General features: G+C 43.7%; 15 protein-coding genes. 12 read left to right on the top strand and 3 right to left on the bottom strand.

Annotation, left to right across the window (positions count from 1 at the left end):
- Positions 1–179: 179 nt before the first annotated feature.
- Positions 180–461, bottom strand: a complete 282-nt coding sequence (locus I595_RS13765; RefSeq protein ID WP_054560010.1) for a hypothetical protein — start codon at positions 459–461, stop codon at positions 180–182.
- A 158-nt stretch (positions 462–619) separates the two neighbouring features.
- On the opposite strand from I595_RS13765, the gene I595_RS13760 reads away from it, so the two are divergent.
- From I595_RS13760 to I595_RS13735, 6 genes are all read left to right on the top strand, one after another.
- Positions 620–3,487, top strand: a complete 2,868-nt coding sequence (locus I595_RS13760; protein WP_245628293.1) for a beta propeller repeat protein — start codon at positions 620–622, stop codon at positions 3,485–3,487.
- Positions 3,488–3,489: 2 nt separating this feature from the next.
- The gene (locus I595_RS13755; RefSeq protein WP_172675951.1) at positions 3,490–3,732 is read left to right on the top strand and encodes a hypothetical protein; all 243 of its coding nucleotides are present in this window, start codon (positions 3,490–3,492) and stop codon (positions 3,730–3,732) included.
- Between the two features lie 6 nt (positions 3,733–3,738).
- On the top strand, positions 3,739–4,155 hold the full coding sequence (locus I595_RS13750; RefSeq protein ID WP_054560007.1) for a DUF2721 domain-containing protein: 417 nt from the start codon (positions 3,739–3,741) through the stop codon (positions 4,153–4,155).
- A 124-nt stretch (positions 4,156–4,279) separates the two neighbouring features.
- Entirely contained in the window at positions 4,280–5,428 is a 1,149-nt protein-coding gene (locus I595_RS13745) for an ankyrin repeat domain-containing protein (RefSeq protein ID WP_054560006.1), read from the top strand.
- A gap of 12 nt (positions 5,429–5,440) precedes the next feature.
- Positions 5,441–6,775, top strand: a complete 1,335-nt coding sequence (locus I595_RS13740; protein WP_245628292.1) for an ankyrin repeat domain-containing protein — start codon at positions 5,441–5,443, stop codon at positions 6,773–6,775.
- A 170-nt stretch (positions 6,776–6,945) separates the two neighbouring features.
- A complete protein-coding gene (locus I595_RS13735; RefSeq protein WP_054560004.1) occupies positions 6,946–7,386 on the top strand; it encodes a hypothetical protein in 441 nt (146 codons plus the stop codon).
- A gap of 9 nt (positions 7,387–7,395) precedes the next feature.
- On the opposite strand, the gene I595_RS13730 is transcribed toward I595_RS13735, so the two are convergent.
- Complete coding sequence (locus I595_RS13730) at positions 7,396–8,364, bottom strand: succinylglutamate desuccinylase/aspartoacylase family protein (protein WP_054560091.1); 969 nt, start codon at positions 8,362–8,364, stop codon at positions 7,396–7,398.
- Complete coding sequence (locus I595_RS13725; protein WP_054560003.1) at positions 8,339–9,232, bottom strand: RimK family alpha-L-glutamate ligase; 894 nt, start codon at positions 9,230–9,232, stop codon at positions 8,339–8,341. Before I595_RS13725 ends, I595_RS13730 begins: the two co-directional genes overlap by 26 nt.
- 255 nt (positions 9,233–9,487) lie before the next feature.
- Between I595_RS13725 and I595_RS13720 the strand changes: the two genes are divergently transcribed.
- From I595_RS13720 to I595_RS13695, 6 genes are all read left to right on the top strand, one after another.
- Complete coding sequence (locus tag I595_RS13720) at positions 9,488–10,156, top strand: succinate dehydrogenase cytochrome b subunit (RefSeq protein WP_054560002.1); 669 nt, start codon at positions 9,488–9,490, stop codon at positions 10,154–10,156.
- A 2-nt stretch (positions 10,157–10,158) separates the two neighbouring features.
- Positions 10,159–12,162 (top strand): fumarate reductase/succinate dehydrogenase flavoprotein subunit, encoded by a 2,004-nt coding sequence (locus I595_RS13715; RefSeq protein WP_054560001.1) that lies wholly within the window; start codon positions 10,159–10,161, stop codon positions 12,160–12,162.
- Positions 12,163–12,172: 10 nt separating this feature from the next.
- Complete coding sequence (locus I595_RS13710) at positions 12,173–12,919, top strand: succinate dehydrogenase/fumarate reductase iron-sulfur subunit (RefSeq protein WP_054560000.1); 747 nt, start codon at positions 12,173–12,175, stop codon at positions 12,917–12,919.
- A 71-nt stretch (positions 12,920–12,990) separates the two neighbouring features.
- Positions 12,991–13,656 (top strand): hypothetical protein, encoded by a 666-nt coding sequence (locus I595_RS13705; RefSeq protein WP_054559999.1) that lies wholly within the window; start codon positions 12,991–12,993, stop codon positions 13,654–13,656.
- Positions 13,649–14,128, top strand: a complete 480-nt coding sequence (locus tag I595_RS13700; RefSeq protein WP_054559998.1) for a very short patch repair endonuclease — start codon at positions 13,649–13,651, stop codon at positions 14,126–14,128. Before I595_RS13705 ends, I595_RS13700 begins: the two co-directional genes overlap by 8 nt.
- On the top strand, positions 14,112–15,260 hold the full coding sequence (locus tag I595_RS13695) for a methionine aminotransferase (RefSeq protein WP_054559997.1): 1,149 nt from the start codon (positions 14,112–14,114) through the stop codon (positions 15,258–15,260). The genes I595_RS13700 and I595_RS13695 overlap by 17 nt, the downstream gene beginning before the upstream one ends.
- Positions 15,261–15,309: the final 49 nt, after the last annotated feature.

Genomic DNA, 15,309 nt, shown 5'->3' with positions numbered 1-15,309 from the left:
TACTTTTTCTTCCAGAAAAAACTCGAACTGACGGGTTTAAATCTAAAAAGCATCCAAAATGCATAACGGGTTAACTTATCAAAATAGCTGGAAGTACAAATACGTCCTGATTTGGAAAAATTGTTATTATTAAAAAGGGCGCTTACTTGCGCCCTTAAAGTTTACAATTGGTGATTCTTTTATTTGGACATAGCGCTTTTTATGGCGCCTATAATGGCCATAATCACACCACCGCCAACACCACCACCTGCAACGCTGCCCAAAATACCGGATAGGTCCATACCGCCGTCGGTGCCTAGCCCAAGCATACCCAAAAGGGTACCGCCCAAGCCGCCACCTAAAATCCCGGCTATAGAGTTACCTAAAGTTCCCAAGTTTAATTTTGGCAACAATTTACCTGCTACGTTTCCGCCGGCAGCACCAGATACCAACTGAATGATCAATGGTAAATACTCTTCCATAATTTTAGTTTTAATGGTTACTAAGCAATAAATAAACAATATTATTATTGTTTTTTCAATTTTTTTGCCAATTAATTATCTTATTGTCAAATATTTGTGCTTTTTAGCCTTATTATTAGGGCTTGCGGCTATCCGCTCTTATTCCTACCTTTCCCTCTATGAAAACAAGCGCACACTTAAGATGTTTTGGCATACTATGCTGCCTTTTATTGAGCGGTATGGGATTTACCCAACAAAGGGCCACTCCTGCAAGTAATGTACAGGCTGATCTCCGCAAAAAACAACAGCTCGCTGCTACTTCCTTGGTAAAAAACCTCCCATTAAAAAATATTGGACCTAACATCATGAGCGGTAGGGTGGCGGACATAGAGGTAAATCCAGATAATCCAACCGAATTTTATGTAGGCTACGCTTCTGGGGGACTTTGGCATACCAAAAACAACGGCACCTCCTTCACCCCAATTATGGATAATGCGGAAACTATAAACATTGGGGATATTGCAGTTGACTGGAACCTTGGGACTATCTGGGTGGGTACCGGAGAAAACATTTCCTCCCGTTCCTCTTATGCGGGGACGGGACTTTTAAAATCTGCCGATGGTGGTAAAACATGGCAAAATATGGGTTTGACAGATGCCCATCATTTTGGCAGAATTTTAATTGACCCCAACAATGCTGATCATATAGTGGTTGGCGTGACCGGGCATTTATATACCCCAAATTTGGAACGGGGCATATACAAAACCACTGATGGCGGCACCACCTGGCAACAAACCCTTTTCATAAATGAGACCACGGGAATCATCGATGTAGCCGCCACTCCCAGTAATTTCAATACCCTTTATGCGGCAGCTTGGCAAAAAGATCGTAAAGCTTGGGATTTTACCGGGAATGGAAACGCATCTGGTATTTATAAAAGTACGGATGCGGGCTTAACATGGAAAAAACTGTCCACTCCAGAAAGTGGTCTTCCCACGGGCCAAGCGGTAGGACGGATTGGATTGGCCGTTTATGATGATCGTACGGTGTACGCGGTCCATGATAGCCAATTTCGAAGACCTGCCACACCCAGAGAAAACACAGATGCCACAGCCCTACAAAAGACGGATTTTAAAACCATGTCCAAAGCGGATGTTAAGGCCTTGTCCAATAAACAGCTCAACGCTTTTTTAAAAAGTAATCGGTTTCCCAAGCAATATACCGCGGAAAAGGTGAAGCAAATGATAAGCCAAGGTGTCATTGAGCCTGAGGACATATACCGTTATCTTACCAACCCAAATGCAACAAGCTATGACACGGAAGTAGTGGGCGCCGAGGTTTACCGCAGCGATGATGGCGGAACTACATGGACAAGACGAAATAAGGATTATATAGACGATCTTTTTTATAGTTATGGCTATGTTTTTGCACAGGTGCGGGTAGATGCCAACAACAAGAATAAAATTTACCTCTTGGGCGTGCCCATCATCAAATCCGATGACGGGGGCAAAACCTATACCTCTATCCAAAAAGAAAATGTGCACGTGGACCACCATTCACTTTGGGTAAACCCGAATACGCCGGGGCACTTGATCAATGGCAATGATGGTGGCGTAAATATCTCTTATGATGATGGTGAAACCTGGATCAAGAATAATTCCGAATCGGTGGGTACCTTTTTCGCCATTAATGTAGACGATCAAGAACCCTATAACGTTTATGGGGGATTACAAGACAATGGAGTATGGATGGGGCCGCACGATGCTGAAATGGATAGGCGCTGGCAACAAACCGGTCATCACCCTTGGAAAGGAATCGCCGGCGGGGACGGTATGCAGATTCAGATAGACAGCCGAAATCCACATATCATTTATACTGGTTCCCAGTTTGGGTACTATTCCAGAATAGACCTGGAAAATGATGAGCGCACTTTTATCCGGCCAAAGCACCAGCTTGGCGAATCCCCGTATCGGTTCAATTGGGAATCGCCCATACTTTTATCGACCCATAATCAAGACATCCTCTATTTTGGCACCAATAAATTAATGCGGTCCATGAACCAAGGCAATGATTGGACCCCCATTTCGCCAGATTTGACCGCGGGCGGAAAAAAAGGAAACGTACCCTACGGTACCTTGACCACAATTTCCGAATCGCCCTTGCAATTTGGGCTTTTGTATACCGGGAGCGATGATGGGCTGGTGCAGTTGTCAAAAAATGGAGGTGGAAGCTGGCTGAATATCACCGATGGCCTACCCAAAAACCTATGGGTGAGTACGGTTTTGGCTTCGAGCCACAAAAAAGAACGCATCTATGTGGCACTCAGTGGCTACCGCAATGATGATTTTACCACCTATTTGCACACCAGTGAAAATTACGGACAAACGTGGCAGCCTATTGCGTCCAATATGCCCAACGCGCCCGTAAACGTTATCATAGAAGACCCCTTAAACCAAAGCCTGCTTTTTGTGGGTACGGACAACGGCTTGTACGTTTCCTTAAACCGCGGAGCATCTTGGGAGGTCATGCAAAACGGCATGCCCAATGTTGCCGTGCATGATCTAGTGATCCAACCAAAAGCGAAACATTTGATCGTGGGTACCCACGGCCGTAGTATTTACAAGGTAGCTATTGCGGCACTCCAACAAATGGATGCTGAACTACTGAAGAAGGAAGTGCACGTTTTTGCTTTGGAAGACATTAAACATAGCCCTAATTGGGGCAATCGTTGGAGCCAATGGATGGAATCCAATACGCCAGAACAGCCAATCACCATATACACGGCCAGAGCCAGCACCCTGGATATTGCCATAAAAGCTACAGATGGCACCCTTGTAAATACCATGCAGCTAAGGTCTGAGATTGGCCTAAACCGTGTCCCCTACAATCTTAGTTTTAGTAAAAAGGGACTCCATGCGTTTTTAAGGAAAAACAAGATGAAGCTCACCGCTGCCAAAAACGGAAAAACTTATTTGCCCAAAGGGGTCTATGAAGTTGGGGTACGTAATGATGGAAAAATTGCAACTGTTGCATTTAAAATTAAATAATAATGAACGATACTTGTATTGCTTGTGGTTCTAACCGAATAATGAAAAATCTTAGTATCGTGGACAAAGGCGAGAGCAACACAAAATATGCATTAGCCATTGAATCCTATAAAAATCCAGATGCCCTGCTTTTTAAAGGAACCACAAAACACCAACTTAAAGCAACGGTCTGCGGTTCTTGTGGGCATACTACTTTTAGCGTTGCCAACCATCAGGAACTTTGGCAAAACCATCAGAAAAAATAGCGCAACATGCAATTGACCCTCAGTATTCCCGCCCTACTCTTTCCCGCCATTTCTTTGACCATGTTAGCCTACAATGCGCGCTATTTGGCCATCGCCGGACTCATTCGTCAACTTCACAAACAGTTTCAAGAAACAGAAGCGACGCCACTTAAGAGACAAATTGGCTCGCTACGAAAGCGCCTGGAAATCATAAAAAATATGCAGGCCACCGCTATTGTTAGTTTTCTTTTGGCCGCAGTGAGCATGTTCTTGGTGTACGTGGAGCTCTCCCTTTGGGCCAATATTATCTTTGGCATCAGTTTGGTTTTTCTAATGGTGAGCTTGGTACTTTCTTTGATTGAAGTGCAGCTGTCCACCAAAGCGCTTGGGATTCAGTTAAAAAGTATGTCCTCTTCAAAAGACGATACCAACACCTCTAGTTAGCCCACCGGACAGCAAACCCCTGTTTACCGTGATTCACAAGGAAGCCCCAGTAGCTACTTTTGTTCCTTGAAGCTATTGCAATACCACATAATTATAAACGTTAGGTACATACACCACAGGAATCATGACGCTACATAAAACGCTGCAAAAAAGAGATTACGCTACTTCAAAAGAACTATTGGAAGCTGGTGAAAAATTACCCGCCGATCTAAAAAGCCATCAGTTTACTTCCATTTTAGATGGTCTGGTTCAGCATCAAGAATTCGCACTGATTTTTCTTTTTATGGATGATGGAACCATTGCAACCGATGTTTATGAATATGATAGTTTTAACAACACTATTTTCCAGAGTATTGTAAGGTATCTCCCCAATGATGAAGCCTCCCAGGAATTTTTAGGTAGTTTTATCTCAAGATTGGATAGCCTGAATGACGAGCTGGAAGGAAAAACATTACTCAGTTTCGCATTGGAGAATGAGATTGCCTTGGAACTTATCCAAGTGCTTGTGGAGCATGGTTGCGATACTCATACCATTGACCGTTCGGATAACAACTTAATCCATCAAATTGTAAAAAAATACACCCGTAAGTTTGACAATGGGCTGCGTTACCTGCAATTTTTATATCAGGAAGGTGTGGATGTGGATAAACCCAATGTGGTAATGGACACGCCATTGCACATTGCAGTGCGTGAGCATAGAATTCCCTACATACAATGGCTTATGGAAAACGGAGCCAACGCCAACCTGCAAAACAAACAAGGTGAATCTCCCATTTTCATAGCTACCAGCCAAGGCGGTGGTACGGAAAAATATGAGTTGATGCGGCAGTTTAATACTCCAGATTTTAGCCACGTAAATACGCGCGGAGAAACCCTCTTTTACGCCGCGGACCTAAACCATCTTAAGCTGCTTTTAGAAGATGGTGCAGATTTGTACCAAACCTCTAAAGACACTTATGGCAAAACCTTATCCAAGTTGGATACACTTGCTACAAACGCTCCTGAATTTGTTGAAATTGCAATAGCTTGTGATCAATTTGAGGTCAATAGACAGGACGACCATGGGAATACCCTTTTGCATAAAGTATGCGCCAGACAAACCATAAATGAAGAAAAACGGGCAAAAGAAATCTATAAAATAGTAAAGCTATTGATAGCAGCCGGGGCCGATGTTGATATTACCAATGATAATGAGGAAACTGCCATGATGCTGGCCGCTAAGGATAATCTAAAAACAAAGACTGTGGAGCTTCTACTGTCCCATAAAAAATAAAAACCTATGTCAATGTCATTTATAACTGCCTGTGAAGGTGGAAAGAGAAAAATAGCCGAAATCCTGTTAAAAAATAATGAGGTAGAGGTTGGTTATACGGATGAAAAAGGAAGAACTGCCCTACACTATGCGGCACACCGTGGCTACTTAGACCTTTGCAAAATTCTTGTGGAGCAAGGTGCGGAACTGGATTATGAAGACCATTCCGGGGAAACCCCTTTCTATTTTGCCTGTTTACAAAAGCAAAAGCAAACGGCTCTTTTCTTACTGGAAAATGGGGCAAATTTTGACATTAAGGACTACAAGGGCAACAGCTTGTTACACCTTTTGGCGAGAAACGGACAGACAGAGGTAGCAAGGGCCTTATTGGAGAAGGGCATGCCCGTGGACATTGAAAATAACGAGGCGCAAACCCCGCTTTTACTTGCAGCCGCTGGTAGAAGCAAAACCTTGGTAGCGCTGCTTTTGGAGCATGGTGCGAATCTTACGGCTACGGATAAAAATGGGAACACTCCGTTATTACTTGCCATAAACACTAAGAATATTCCCATTGTCACCTTATTATTGGATAAAGGTGCCGATATCAATGGGGTTAACCATGCAGAGCAAAGCCCTTTGTTATTGGCTTGCCAAGCCGGCCACCGTATGCTCATTAAATTATTGGCCGATCGCGGTGCCGACATGCTCATATCTGGACAAAATGGATTATCCCCTATTTGGTATGCCTGTAGTGCCAATCAAAAAAACATTGTCACCTTGTTCTTGGACAACGGTGTAGATGTCAATTATGGCAAACCAGCTAATGGCAACGAAAGCAGCATGGGTTCCTATTTGGATTGGGTGGAAACTGCCAACGATATTTCCGTGACAGCTGGTTATAGTCTAAACGTATCCAATACCCTTGGCGGTGAAAGCCTATTACATGTAGCCACCAAGAGTGGGCATTTAAGTATGGTACAACTGCTGTTGGACCGTGGCGCCAATATAGACATACAAGACGAAAGCGGCAATACACCATTGCACTATGCCGCTGCCAATGGCAAAAAAGACGTAGTTGCCTATTTATTGAAACAAGGTGCGGATGTCAACCAGATCAATGCCAAGGAACAATTGGCCATAGACTACTCCAACATCAAAGGATTTAATGAAATAACGGCACTTATCCTAGAATCCAAAGGCGCAAAACCTCCCACTTCTCGGGCTAAAACCCATACTAAGGATGTTGAAAAAAAGGCTGCTCCGTTAAGCAAAAAACAGGCATTATTGGATTTAAAGGAATTGTTGGATGCCGATATCCTTACCAAGGAGGAGTTTAATACTGAAAAAGCAAAGATTTTAAAGGGATAGCCGGCCAGATAGCACGGAAATAGCGTTCCTATACAAAACCAAATTGTCTTAAGTATGATTAACAGGTTGAACGTTGGTCGGTTTTTAGTTGACGTACCTTATGGGCTTAATAGCCTTGGTTGCTAGGAATTTATGCTTATATTCCCAGATGAAACTAACGAACCACAATCATGAAAAGGGTTAAGGATATCCCTTTCTTTAAAAACATAAAAGAAATACGGGAATACCAATTTGGTGCCTTTTATTTTTTTGATGGCCTAGTGATTGCAGAAATCAATGCAGGGGCAACCTTTGGTTGGGAAATGGCGAAAAGGGCCATTGAGGCGGCGCAGGATGTGTTTGGAAAGGATATGCCCATTGCCTACATTTCAAACCGTGTTAATGAATATCACGTAGTGCCTGCAGACTGGGCCAAGTTTTATGCCAATCGTAATCAGCTAAATTTTTACTCCGTTGTGGGCCATACTACAGGAAGTTTTGCCAGTCTAGTAATGGAGCGTATGTTTTTTAAAAAATCCATCAAACAATTTACAGACTTGGAAGAAGCGATAAGCTGGAGTCTTGAGCAGTTGAAGGACCACGGAGAAAAAACAAAGGGCCCCAAACACTAAGCCAATGTGCTAAACAATCTGTCCTACATGAAATAGGGCATCGCCCTGATTGACCACGGCCTGATGGTTTACGCAAAACACATAACCGTCCATGGGAGCATTTATTTTTTTACTTCGTTTTGCAAAAGTATCTGTGACCCAACCCATTAGTTGCCCTTTTTTAATTGCGCTGCCATTGTCCACTTTAGGAATAAACATCCCGGCCCGTGACGCACGTACCCAACGTCTTTTTTCCAATAAGATAGCGCTTTTGGGCGCTACTGGCTTGGTCTCCGGAAGCATGTTTAAATATTGTAAAACCCTACCGACACCTTCCATGGCAATGGCTATGGCAAATTCATCAAAACGCATGCTCTCTCCGGCCTCATACACTATGATGGGCTTGCCCATATCAAAGGCGGCTTTCCTAAAGGAGCCCCTAATCAATGTTGAAGCGAAAAATAAGGGTGCCGCAAAAACTTCGGCCAGTTCTTTGCTCATGGCATCTTCCGCAGTGAAGCGCACCTGCGGGTAATTATGTCGTTGTCCACCTCCGGTGTGCAAATCGATCCCAACGTCTATCTGGGGTAAAATTTCATGCAGGTAGTGATAGGCCATCCTGCTGGCCAAAGAGCCATTTTTGTTGCCTGGAAAACTTCGGTTCACGTCTTTACCATCAGGGACATCCCTAGAAAAATGGATAAATCCAAAAACATTTAAAATGGGCACCACGATTACGGCCCCACTATTGATTTGGAACAACCGTTGTTCCAACATCCTTCTCAAGGTTTCCACACCATTTATCTCATCTCCATGAAGCCCTGCTTGGACCAAAACGGTAGGTCCTGCGGCTTTCCCATTAAACACATGAACCGGAATATCAATTAAGGTGCCAGTGGGCAATCTGGATATTTCTATACTCACCAATTTTTGCTCCCCTGGAGCTATCTCCTTTCCACCGATGTGCAGTATCTTATTTTCTTCGTTTTTTTCCAACATTTTTTTCAACATAAGCTACAATGTGTTTGGCAACATTTACGCCAGTCGCTCCCTCAATTCCTTTGAGTCCCGGTGATGCGTTTACCTCCAAAAGCACAGGGCCTTTTTTGGAACGCATGAGGTCTACCCCGGCCACACCAAGGCCTAGGTACTTGGTGGCGTGCAAGGCCATTTTTCGCTCATTCGCGGTAATTTCTATTGCAGAGGTCCGTCCTCCTCGGTGCACGTTGGATCGGAATTCCCCCAACTCACTACTGCGTTTCATACTGGCCACTATTTTATTTCCTACCACGATTATCCTAATATCTTCCCCATTGGCCTCCTTCACGTATTCTTGTAAGAGAATACTGGTGTCCATCTTATAAAACGTATCTATAATAGATTTCGCAGACTGTTTGCTTTCGGCCAGGATAACCCCGATGCCTTGTGTACCTTCCTGAATTTTTATGATTACCGGCGGACCGCCCAAAAGCCTAATTTGCTCCCCAATATTATCTGGGTTTATGGAAAAAAGGGTCTGCGGGATGGCAATGCCCTTTCTGGCCATAATCTGCAAGGTCCTCACCTTGTTTCTAGCGCGGGTGATACCCAAGGACCGTGCGGTACTGAAAACGCCGTTCATTTCAAATTGCTTAACAATGGCCGCCCCATGCCGCGTTACTTTGGTTCCAATTCTTGGGATGATGGCATCAAACTCATTAGTAACATCTTCTTCTCCCAAAAATATTTTTGGCGTGCCATCCCCCAGTTTTACGGAACATTTGGTATGGTCTATCAACTCCACATAATGCCCTGCTTTTTCCGCTTCCTCCGCAATCCTTCGAGTAGAATGCACGTTTAAACTCACAGAGAGTAGGGCAATATCCATAATTTGGGTTTCTAACAGATTTTAAAGGTTCAATATCGCTTAAAAAAAGGATTTTAAGGCAGAACCAAACTAAATTTATTACCTCTACAGCATTTTTTTGTTGAGTGTTTACGGGTTTTACAGCGGGTTTTTAACACAGTTTATGAAACGTTTTTTTAGCTTGATCAAAATGGTTCTAAATAAGATTGATTGCAATATTGAAAGTTTGTTAAAACCTAGGTTCTGCCGTAACTTTGAAGATAAAACCAACTAGTAATGAGTGGAGTTATTTCATCTTCTTTGGCCCGAAAATTTGTAATGGCCCTATCCGGTCTTTTTCTTGTCATTTTTCTGGTCTTACATGTTACCATTAACTTGGCCTCTGTCATCTCCCCGGAGTTTTTTAATGAGGCTTCGCATTTTATGGGCTATAACCCTATAGTACAATATGCCATGCAGCCTATATTGATTCTCGGGGTCATTGTGCACTTTGTAATGGGATTTGTGCTAGAGTATCAAAACCGTGCCGCCAGGGGCGTGAGCTATGCCAAGTATCAAGGAAGTGCAAATGCGCCTTGGGTCTCAAGAAACATGATTTATTCAGGACTTGTGGTGCTTGCTTTCTTAGGACTCCATTTTTATGATTTTTGGGTACATGAAATGGTGTACAAATATGTGGAGGCCAAACCAGAGGACCCAACCCGATATTATGCAGAAACCGTGGAGAAATTTGCACCTTTTTGGAGGACCGTTCTTTATGTAGTGTCCTTTGTTCTTCTAAGCCTTCATTTATGGCATGGTTTTCAATCGTCCTTTCAAAGTATGGGCGTAAACAACAAATACACTTCGGGAATAAAAACGTTTACAAAATTATTTGCAGTGTTGGTACCATTGGCATTTGCATTTATCGCCGTTTACCATCACCTTAACCCAATAACACACTAATTATGGGAGTATTGGATTCTAAAGTTCCATCCGGGCCATTGGCCGATAAATGGACAAAACATAAAAATGAAATTGAATTGGTAAACCCAGCCAACAAACGGAACATAGACGTTATCGTGGTGGGCACGGGATTGGCCGGCGGCTCCGCTGCCGCTACCATGGCGGAACTGGGCTATAATGTAAAAACATTTTGTTACCAAGACTCACCCCGGCGAGCCCACTCCATTGCGGCCCAGGGTGGTGTAAACGCCGCTAAAAATTATCAGGGTGATGGTGATAGCGTTTACCGACTTTTTTACGATACGGTAAAAGGGGGTGATTACCGTTCAAGGGAGGCCAACGTGCATCGCCTGGCAGAGGTTTCCACCAATATTATTGACCAGTGCGTGGCGCAAGGAGTTCCTTTTGCCCGTGAATATGGCGGATTATTGGATAACCGCTCTTTTGGTGGGGTTTTGGTCTCAAGAACGTTTTACGCAAAAGGCCAAACCGGACAGCAACTTTTACTTGGTGCCTACGCCGCTATGAACCGACAGATACAACGGGGAAAAATCAAATCATACACCCGTCATGAAATGTTGGATTTGGTCTTGGTAGACGGTAAGGCTAGGGGGATTATTGCAAGAAACCTTGTTACCGGAGAAATTGAGAGACACTCCGCACACGCGGTAGTTATCGCAAGCGGGGGATACGGCAATTTGTTCTTTTTATCCACCTACTGCATGGGAGCCAATGTTATGGCCGCTTGGAAAGCACACAAAAGGGGCGCTTTCTTTGCAAACCCTTGTTTTACACAAATTCACCCAACCTGTATTCCCGTATCTGGAGACCATCAATCCAAACTCACGCTAATGTCAGAATCCTTACGGAACGATGGGCGTATTTGGGTACCCAAAAAATTAGAAGATGCAAAAGCCATAAGGGAAGGCAAACTAAAACCCACCGATTTGGCCGAAGAGGATAGGGACTACTACTTGGAACGCAGGTATCCCGCCTTTGGCAACCTTGTCCCCAGGGACGTTGCCTCCAGGGCGGCAAAAGAACGTTGTGACGCAGGTTACGGTGTCAATAAAACCGGGGAAGCCGTCTATCTGGATTTTGATGCGGCCATTATGCGCTATGGTAGGGAAAAAGCGTTGACCTCCGGGATGAAAAACCCAGACGACAAAACCGTTCGTAAACTGGGTGAAGAAGTAGTGGAAGCAAAATATGGCAACCTTTTTCAGATGTACGAAAAGATTGTGGACCAAAATCCGTACAAAACCCCTATGATGATCTATCCGGCGGTGCATTACACCATGGGCGGTCTTTGGGTAGATTACAACCTAATGACCACTATCCCTGGTTGTTATGCTGCGGGCGAAGCTAATTTTAGTGACCATGGTGCCAACCGTTTGGGTGCTTCTGCCCTTATGCAAGGTTTGGCAGATGGCTATTTTGTATTGCCTTACACCATTGGCGACTATCTGTCCGATGATATTAGAACAGGTCCTATCCCAACGGAAACTCCAGAATTTGAGGAGGCTGAAAACAATGTTAGGGAAAGAATCCAAAAATTAATGTCTGCCAAAGGAGAACATTCCGTGGATTATTACCACAAAAAGCTGGGCAAGATCATGTGGAACAAATGTGGGATGGCGCGTAATGCCAAAGAACTACAGGAGGCCATGGATGAGATTGCGGAACTTAGAAAGGATTTTTGGGCTAACGTAAAGGTAACCGGAGTAGCAGATGGTAAAAACCAAGAGCTTGAAAAAGCGGGCCGTGTAGCAGATTTCCTTGAATTGGGAGAATTATTTGCCATGGATGCCCTTGAGCGAAACGAATCCTGTGGTGGCCACTTTAGGGAAGAATACCAAACTCCTGAGGGGGAAGCACTGCGTGACGATAAAAATTTCACTTTCGTCTCTGCATGGGAATATAAAGGAGATCCCAGAAAGGCCAAACTTCACAAAGAGGAACTGGTCTATGAAAATATTGAAGTAAAAACTCGTTCTTACAAATAATACAATTGCTATGAAATTATTTTTAAAGATTTGGAGACAAAAAAACGCCAGCACCAAAGGCAAAATGATGGAATATACCCTGGAGGGTATTGAAAGTGATATGTCCTTTTTAGAAATGCTGGATGTCTTAAACGAAGATTTAATTGCTAGGGGCGAAGAGCCTGTTGAATTTGACCATGATTGCCGTGAGGGTATTTGTGGCACCTGCTCTTTAATGATCAACGGTAGGCCCCATGGACCAGATTCCCGCATTACCGTATGCCAGTTGCATATGCGGAGCTTTAACGATGGTGATACCATTGTTATTGAACCTTGGAGGGCAAAAGCCTTTCCCGTGATAAAAGATTTGATTGTTGATAGAACGGCTTTTGACCGCATTCAACAGGCTGGCGGATACATCTCTGTAAACACTTCTGGCCGTCCTGTGGACGCGAACGCCATTCCTATTGAAAAAGACGCCGCTGACGCTTCTTTTAATGCAGCTACCTGCATTGGTTGTGGTGCCTGTGTTGCCGCTTGTAAAAATGCAAGCGCCATGCTGTTTACCTCAGCAAAGGTTTCCCAGTTTGCCTTATTGCCACAAGGCCAGGTTGAAGCTGCAGACCGTGTATTGAACATGGTACGGCAAATGGATTTGGAAGGCTTTGGCAACTGCACCAATACCGGTGCATGCGAGGTAGAATGCCCAAAAGGAATTTCTTTGGAAAATATTGCAAGGATGAACCGTGAATATTTAGCGGCCAGTGTAAAGGGATAAAACTACGTATGGAATAGTTGAAAAAACCCATCCTTATAAGCGATGGGTTTTTTATTTTTAAAAGCAATTCTATGTTTATGAATCGTTTGTTCTATGTTTTAAGCGTTGTTTGCTTCACTGTTTTTGTAGGTCAGGCCCAAATTGATGCTGGCTCTGTATTTGGCTTGCCATTTGCAAGCCTTGCGGAAATAACGGCTATCACCACCGCGCAAGAAGGGTCCTTGGCCTATGCGAGCGATACAGATAAAGTTTACAAGTTCAATGGAACTAGCTGGGAAGAAATTGCGAACAACAATAACCCTAGTGTACACCTTGGTGCATTTATTATATCATCTACGGGCACCCAGACCATTTCGGGCCTACCTTTTCAGCCCACCCAAATTAGTTTTGTAGGCCATGCCAATGTTGAAACCTTCAACCTTAACTCCGACAATGGTACACGCAACAACGAAACCGGTCTGCCCAACTCATTTGGAAGCACCAATGGTTTTGCTAGAAATGATGGTGGGACAATAGTTCAGCAGTCTATTTTTATAGGCTCCTCGGGCAATTCTATCAACGATATTTCTAGGTTTGCCTCAAGTAGCCATTGCATTGGGATACGCTATGGCAACCAAAATGGGGATTTATTGGGACTTACAACCGCTAGCGTTACTTCATTTAACGTTGATGGTTTTACCATAAACGTTGACAACCTTGCCGATAATGTAGTTGTCATTTACCACGCTTATGACTAAAAGCTATCCAGAAGAACGCATTAGAGTGCCCAGATTCAATGAAGAATCGGGGTTTTATACCACACCCCAACGCTCTAAAATCATGGCTAGCATCAAGGGAAAAAACACCAAGCCAGAACTTGCTTTTAGAAAAGCCCTCTGGGCTGCGGGCTACCGTTACCGTATAGACTATAAAAAGCTTATTGGCAAACCAGACATTGTCCTTAAAAAATACCGTACGGCTATTTTCATTGATGGAGAATTCTGGCACGGACATAACTGGGAAACCCGAAAACAAAAAATAAAGACCAACCGAGATTTTTGGATTCCCAAAATAGAACGCAACATCCAGCGTGATCAGGAAGTGAACACCTCCTTAAGAGAACTTGGCTATACCGTATTTCGTTTTTGGGAAAAACAAATCAATAAAAATCTTGAAGAATGCCTAAATTCAGTGATAACGCATCTCAAGGCCTATGAAACAAAAGATTAACTCAAAATTACCCAAGGTAGGCACCACTATCTTTACCACCATTGGCAAAATGGCAAAGGAGCACAATGCCGTAAACCTTTCACAAGGTTTCCCGGATTTTAATGCAGACCCTACATTACTGGCGTTGGTTCAAGAAGCTATTTCAGATGGGCATAACCAATATGCGCCCATGCAGGGCCTCTATTCACTTAGGGAAATTATTGCTGAAAAAATCCAAAGCTTATATGGTCATAGCTATCACCCAGAAAGCGAAATTACCATAACGGCAAGTGCAACGCAGGGAATCTTTACGGCAATCTCCGCTTTCGTAGAACCTCGTGACGAGGTAATCCTATTTAAACCCGCCTATGACTGCTATGAGCCTGCAGTGGAACTTTGTGGTGGGATTGTTGTTCCCATACAATTAGAGGGAACAGAATTTAAAATGGATTGGCAAGCTTTAAAAAATGCCATAGGCCCCAGAACAAAAATGCTCATCATCAATACCCCCCATAATCCTACGGGTACCATCCTTTCGGGAGCGGACATGCTGCAACTACAGGCCATATTAAGAGACACCAATATTGTAGTGGTGAGCGATGAAGTCTATGAGCACCTTGTTTATGATGGCCAAGCCCATGAAAGCGTGGCCAAATACCAGGATTTGGCGGCCAGAAGCATCCTTTGTGCATCATTTGGAAAAACCTTTCATGTCACCGGCTGGAAAATGGGCTATTGTGCAGCACCCCAGAACTTGATGGCAGAGTTCAGGAAAATACACCAATACGTGGTGTTCTGTGTAAACCACCCTATGCAGCACGGCGTTGCCCAATATTTAAAAACACCGGAACACTACCTTGGTCTTCACCAGTTTTACCAACAAAAAAGGGACTATTTCCTATCAGCCATACAAAATTCCCGTTTTAAATTCAAGCCCTGCTCGGGGACCTATTTTCAAATACTGGATTATCCTGACATCACCAATGAGCCTGATGTTGCGTTTGCAGAACGGTTGATCAAGGAATACCGCCTTGCCAGTATCCCCATTTCAGTCTTTAACCTTAATAATGAGGATAACAAACAACTGCGGTTTTGCTTTGCCAAGACAGAGGAGACTCTGGATAAGGCTGCTGAAATCTTAAATAAGATTTAACTAGATATTTGGAAACTACAAAGGAATTTGTGACCGTTTAGCAAGGCCC

This window comes from Croceitalea dokdonensis DOKDO 023, assembly GCF_001306415.1.
Lineage (GTDB): Bacteria > Bacteroidota > Bacteroidia > Flavobacteriales > Flavobacteriaceae > Croceitalea > Croceitalea dokdonensis.
Note: the sequence above shows the minus strand (reverse complement) of the source record. Positions and strands in the feature narration are given on the sequence as shown.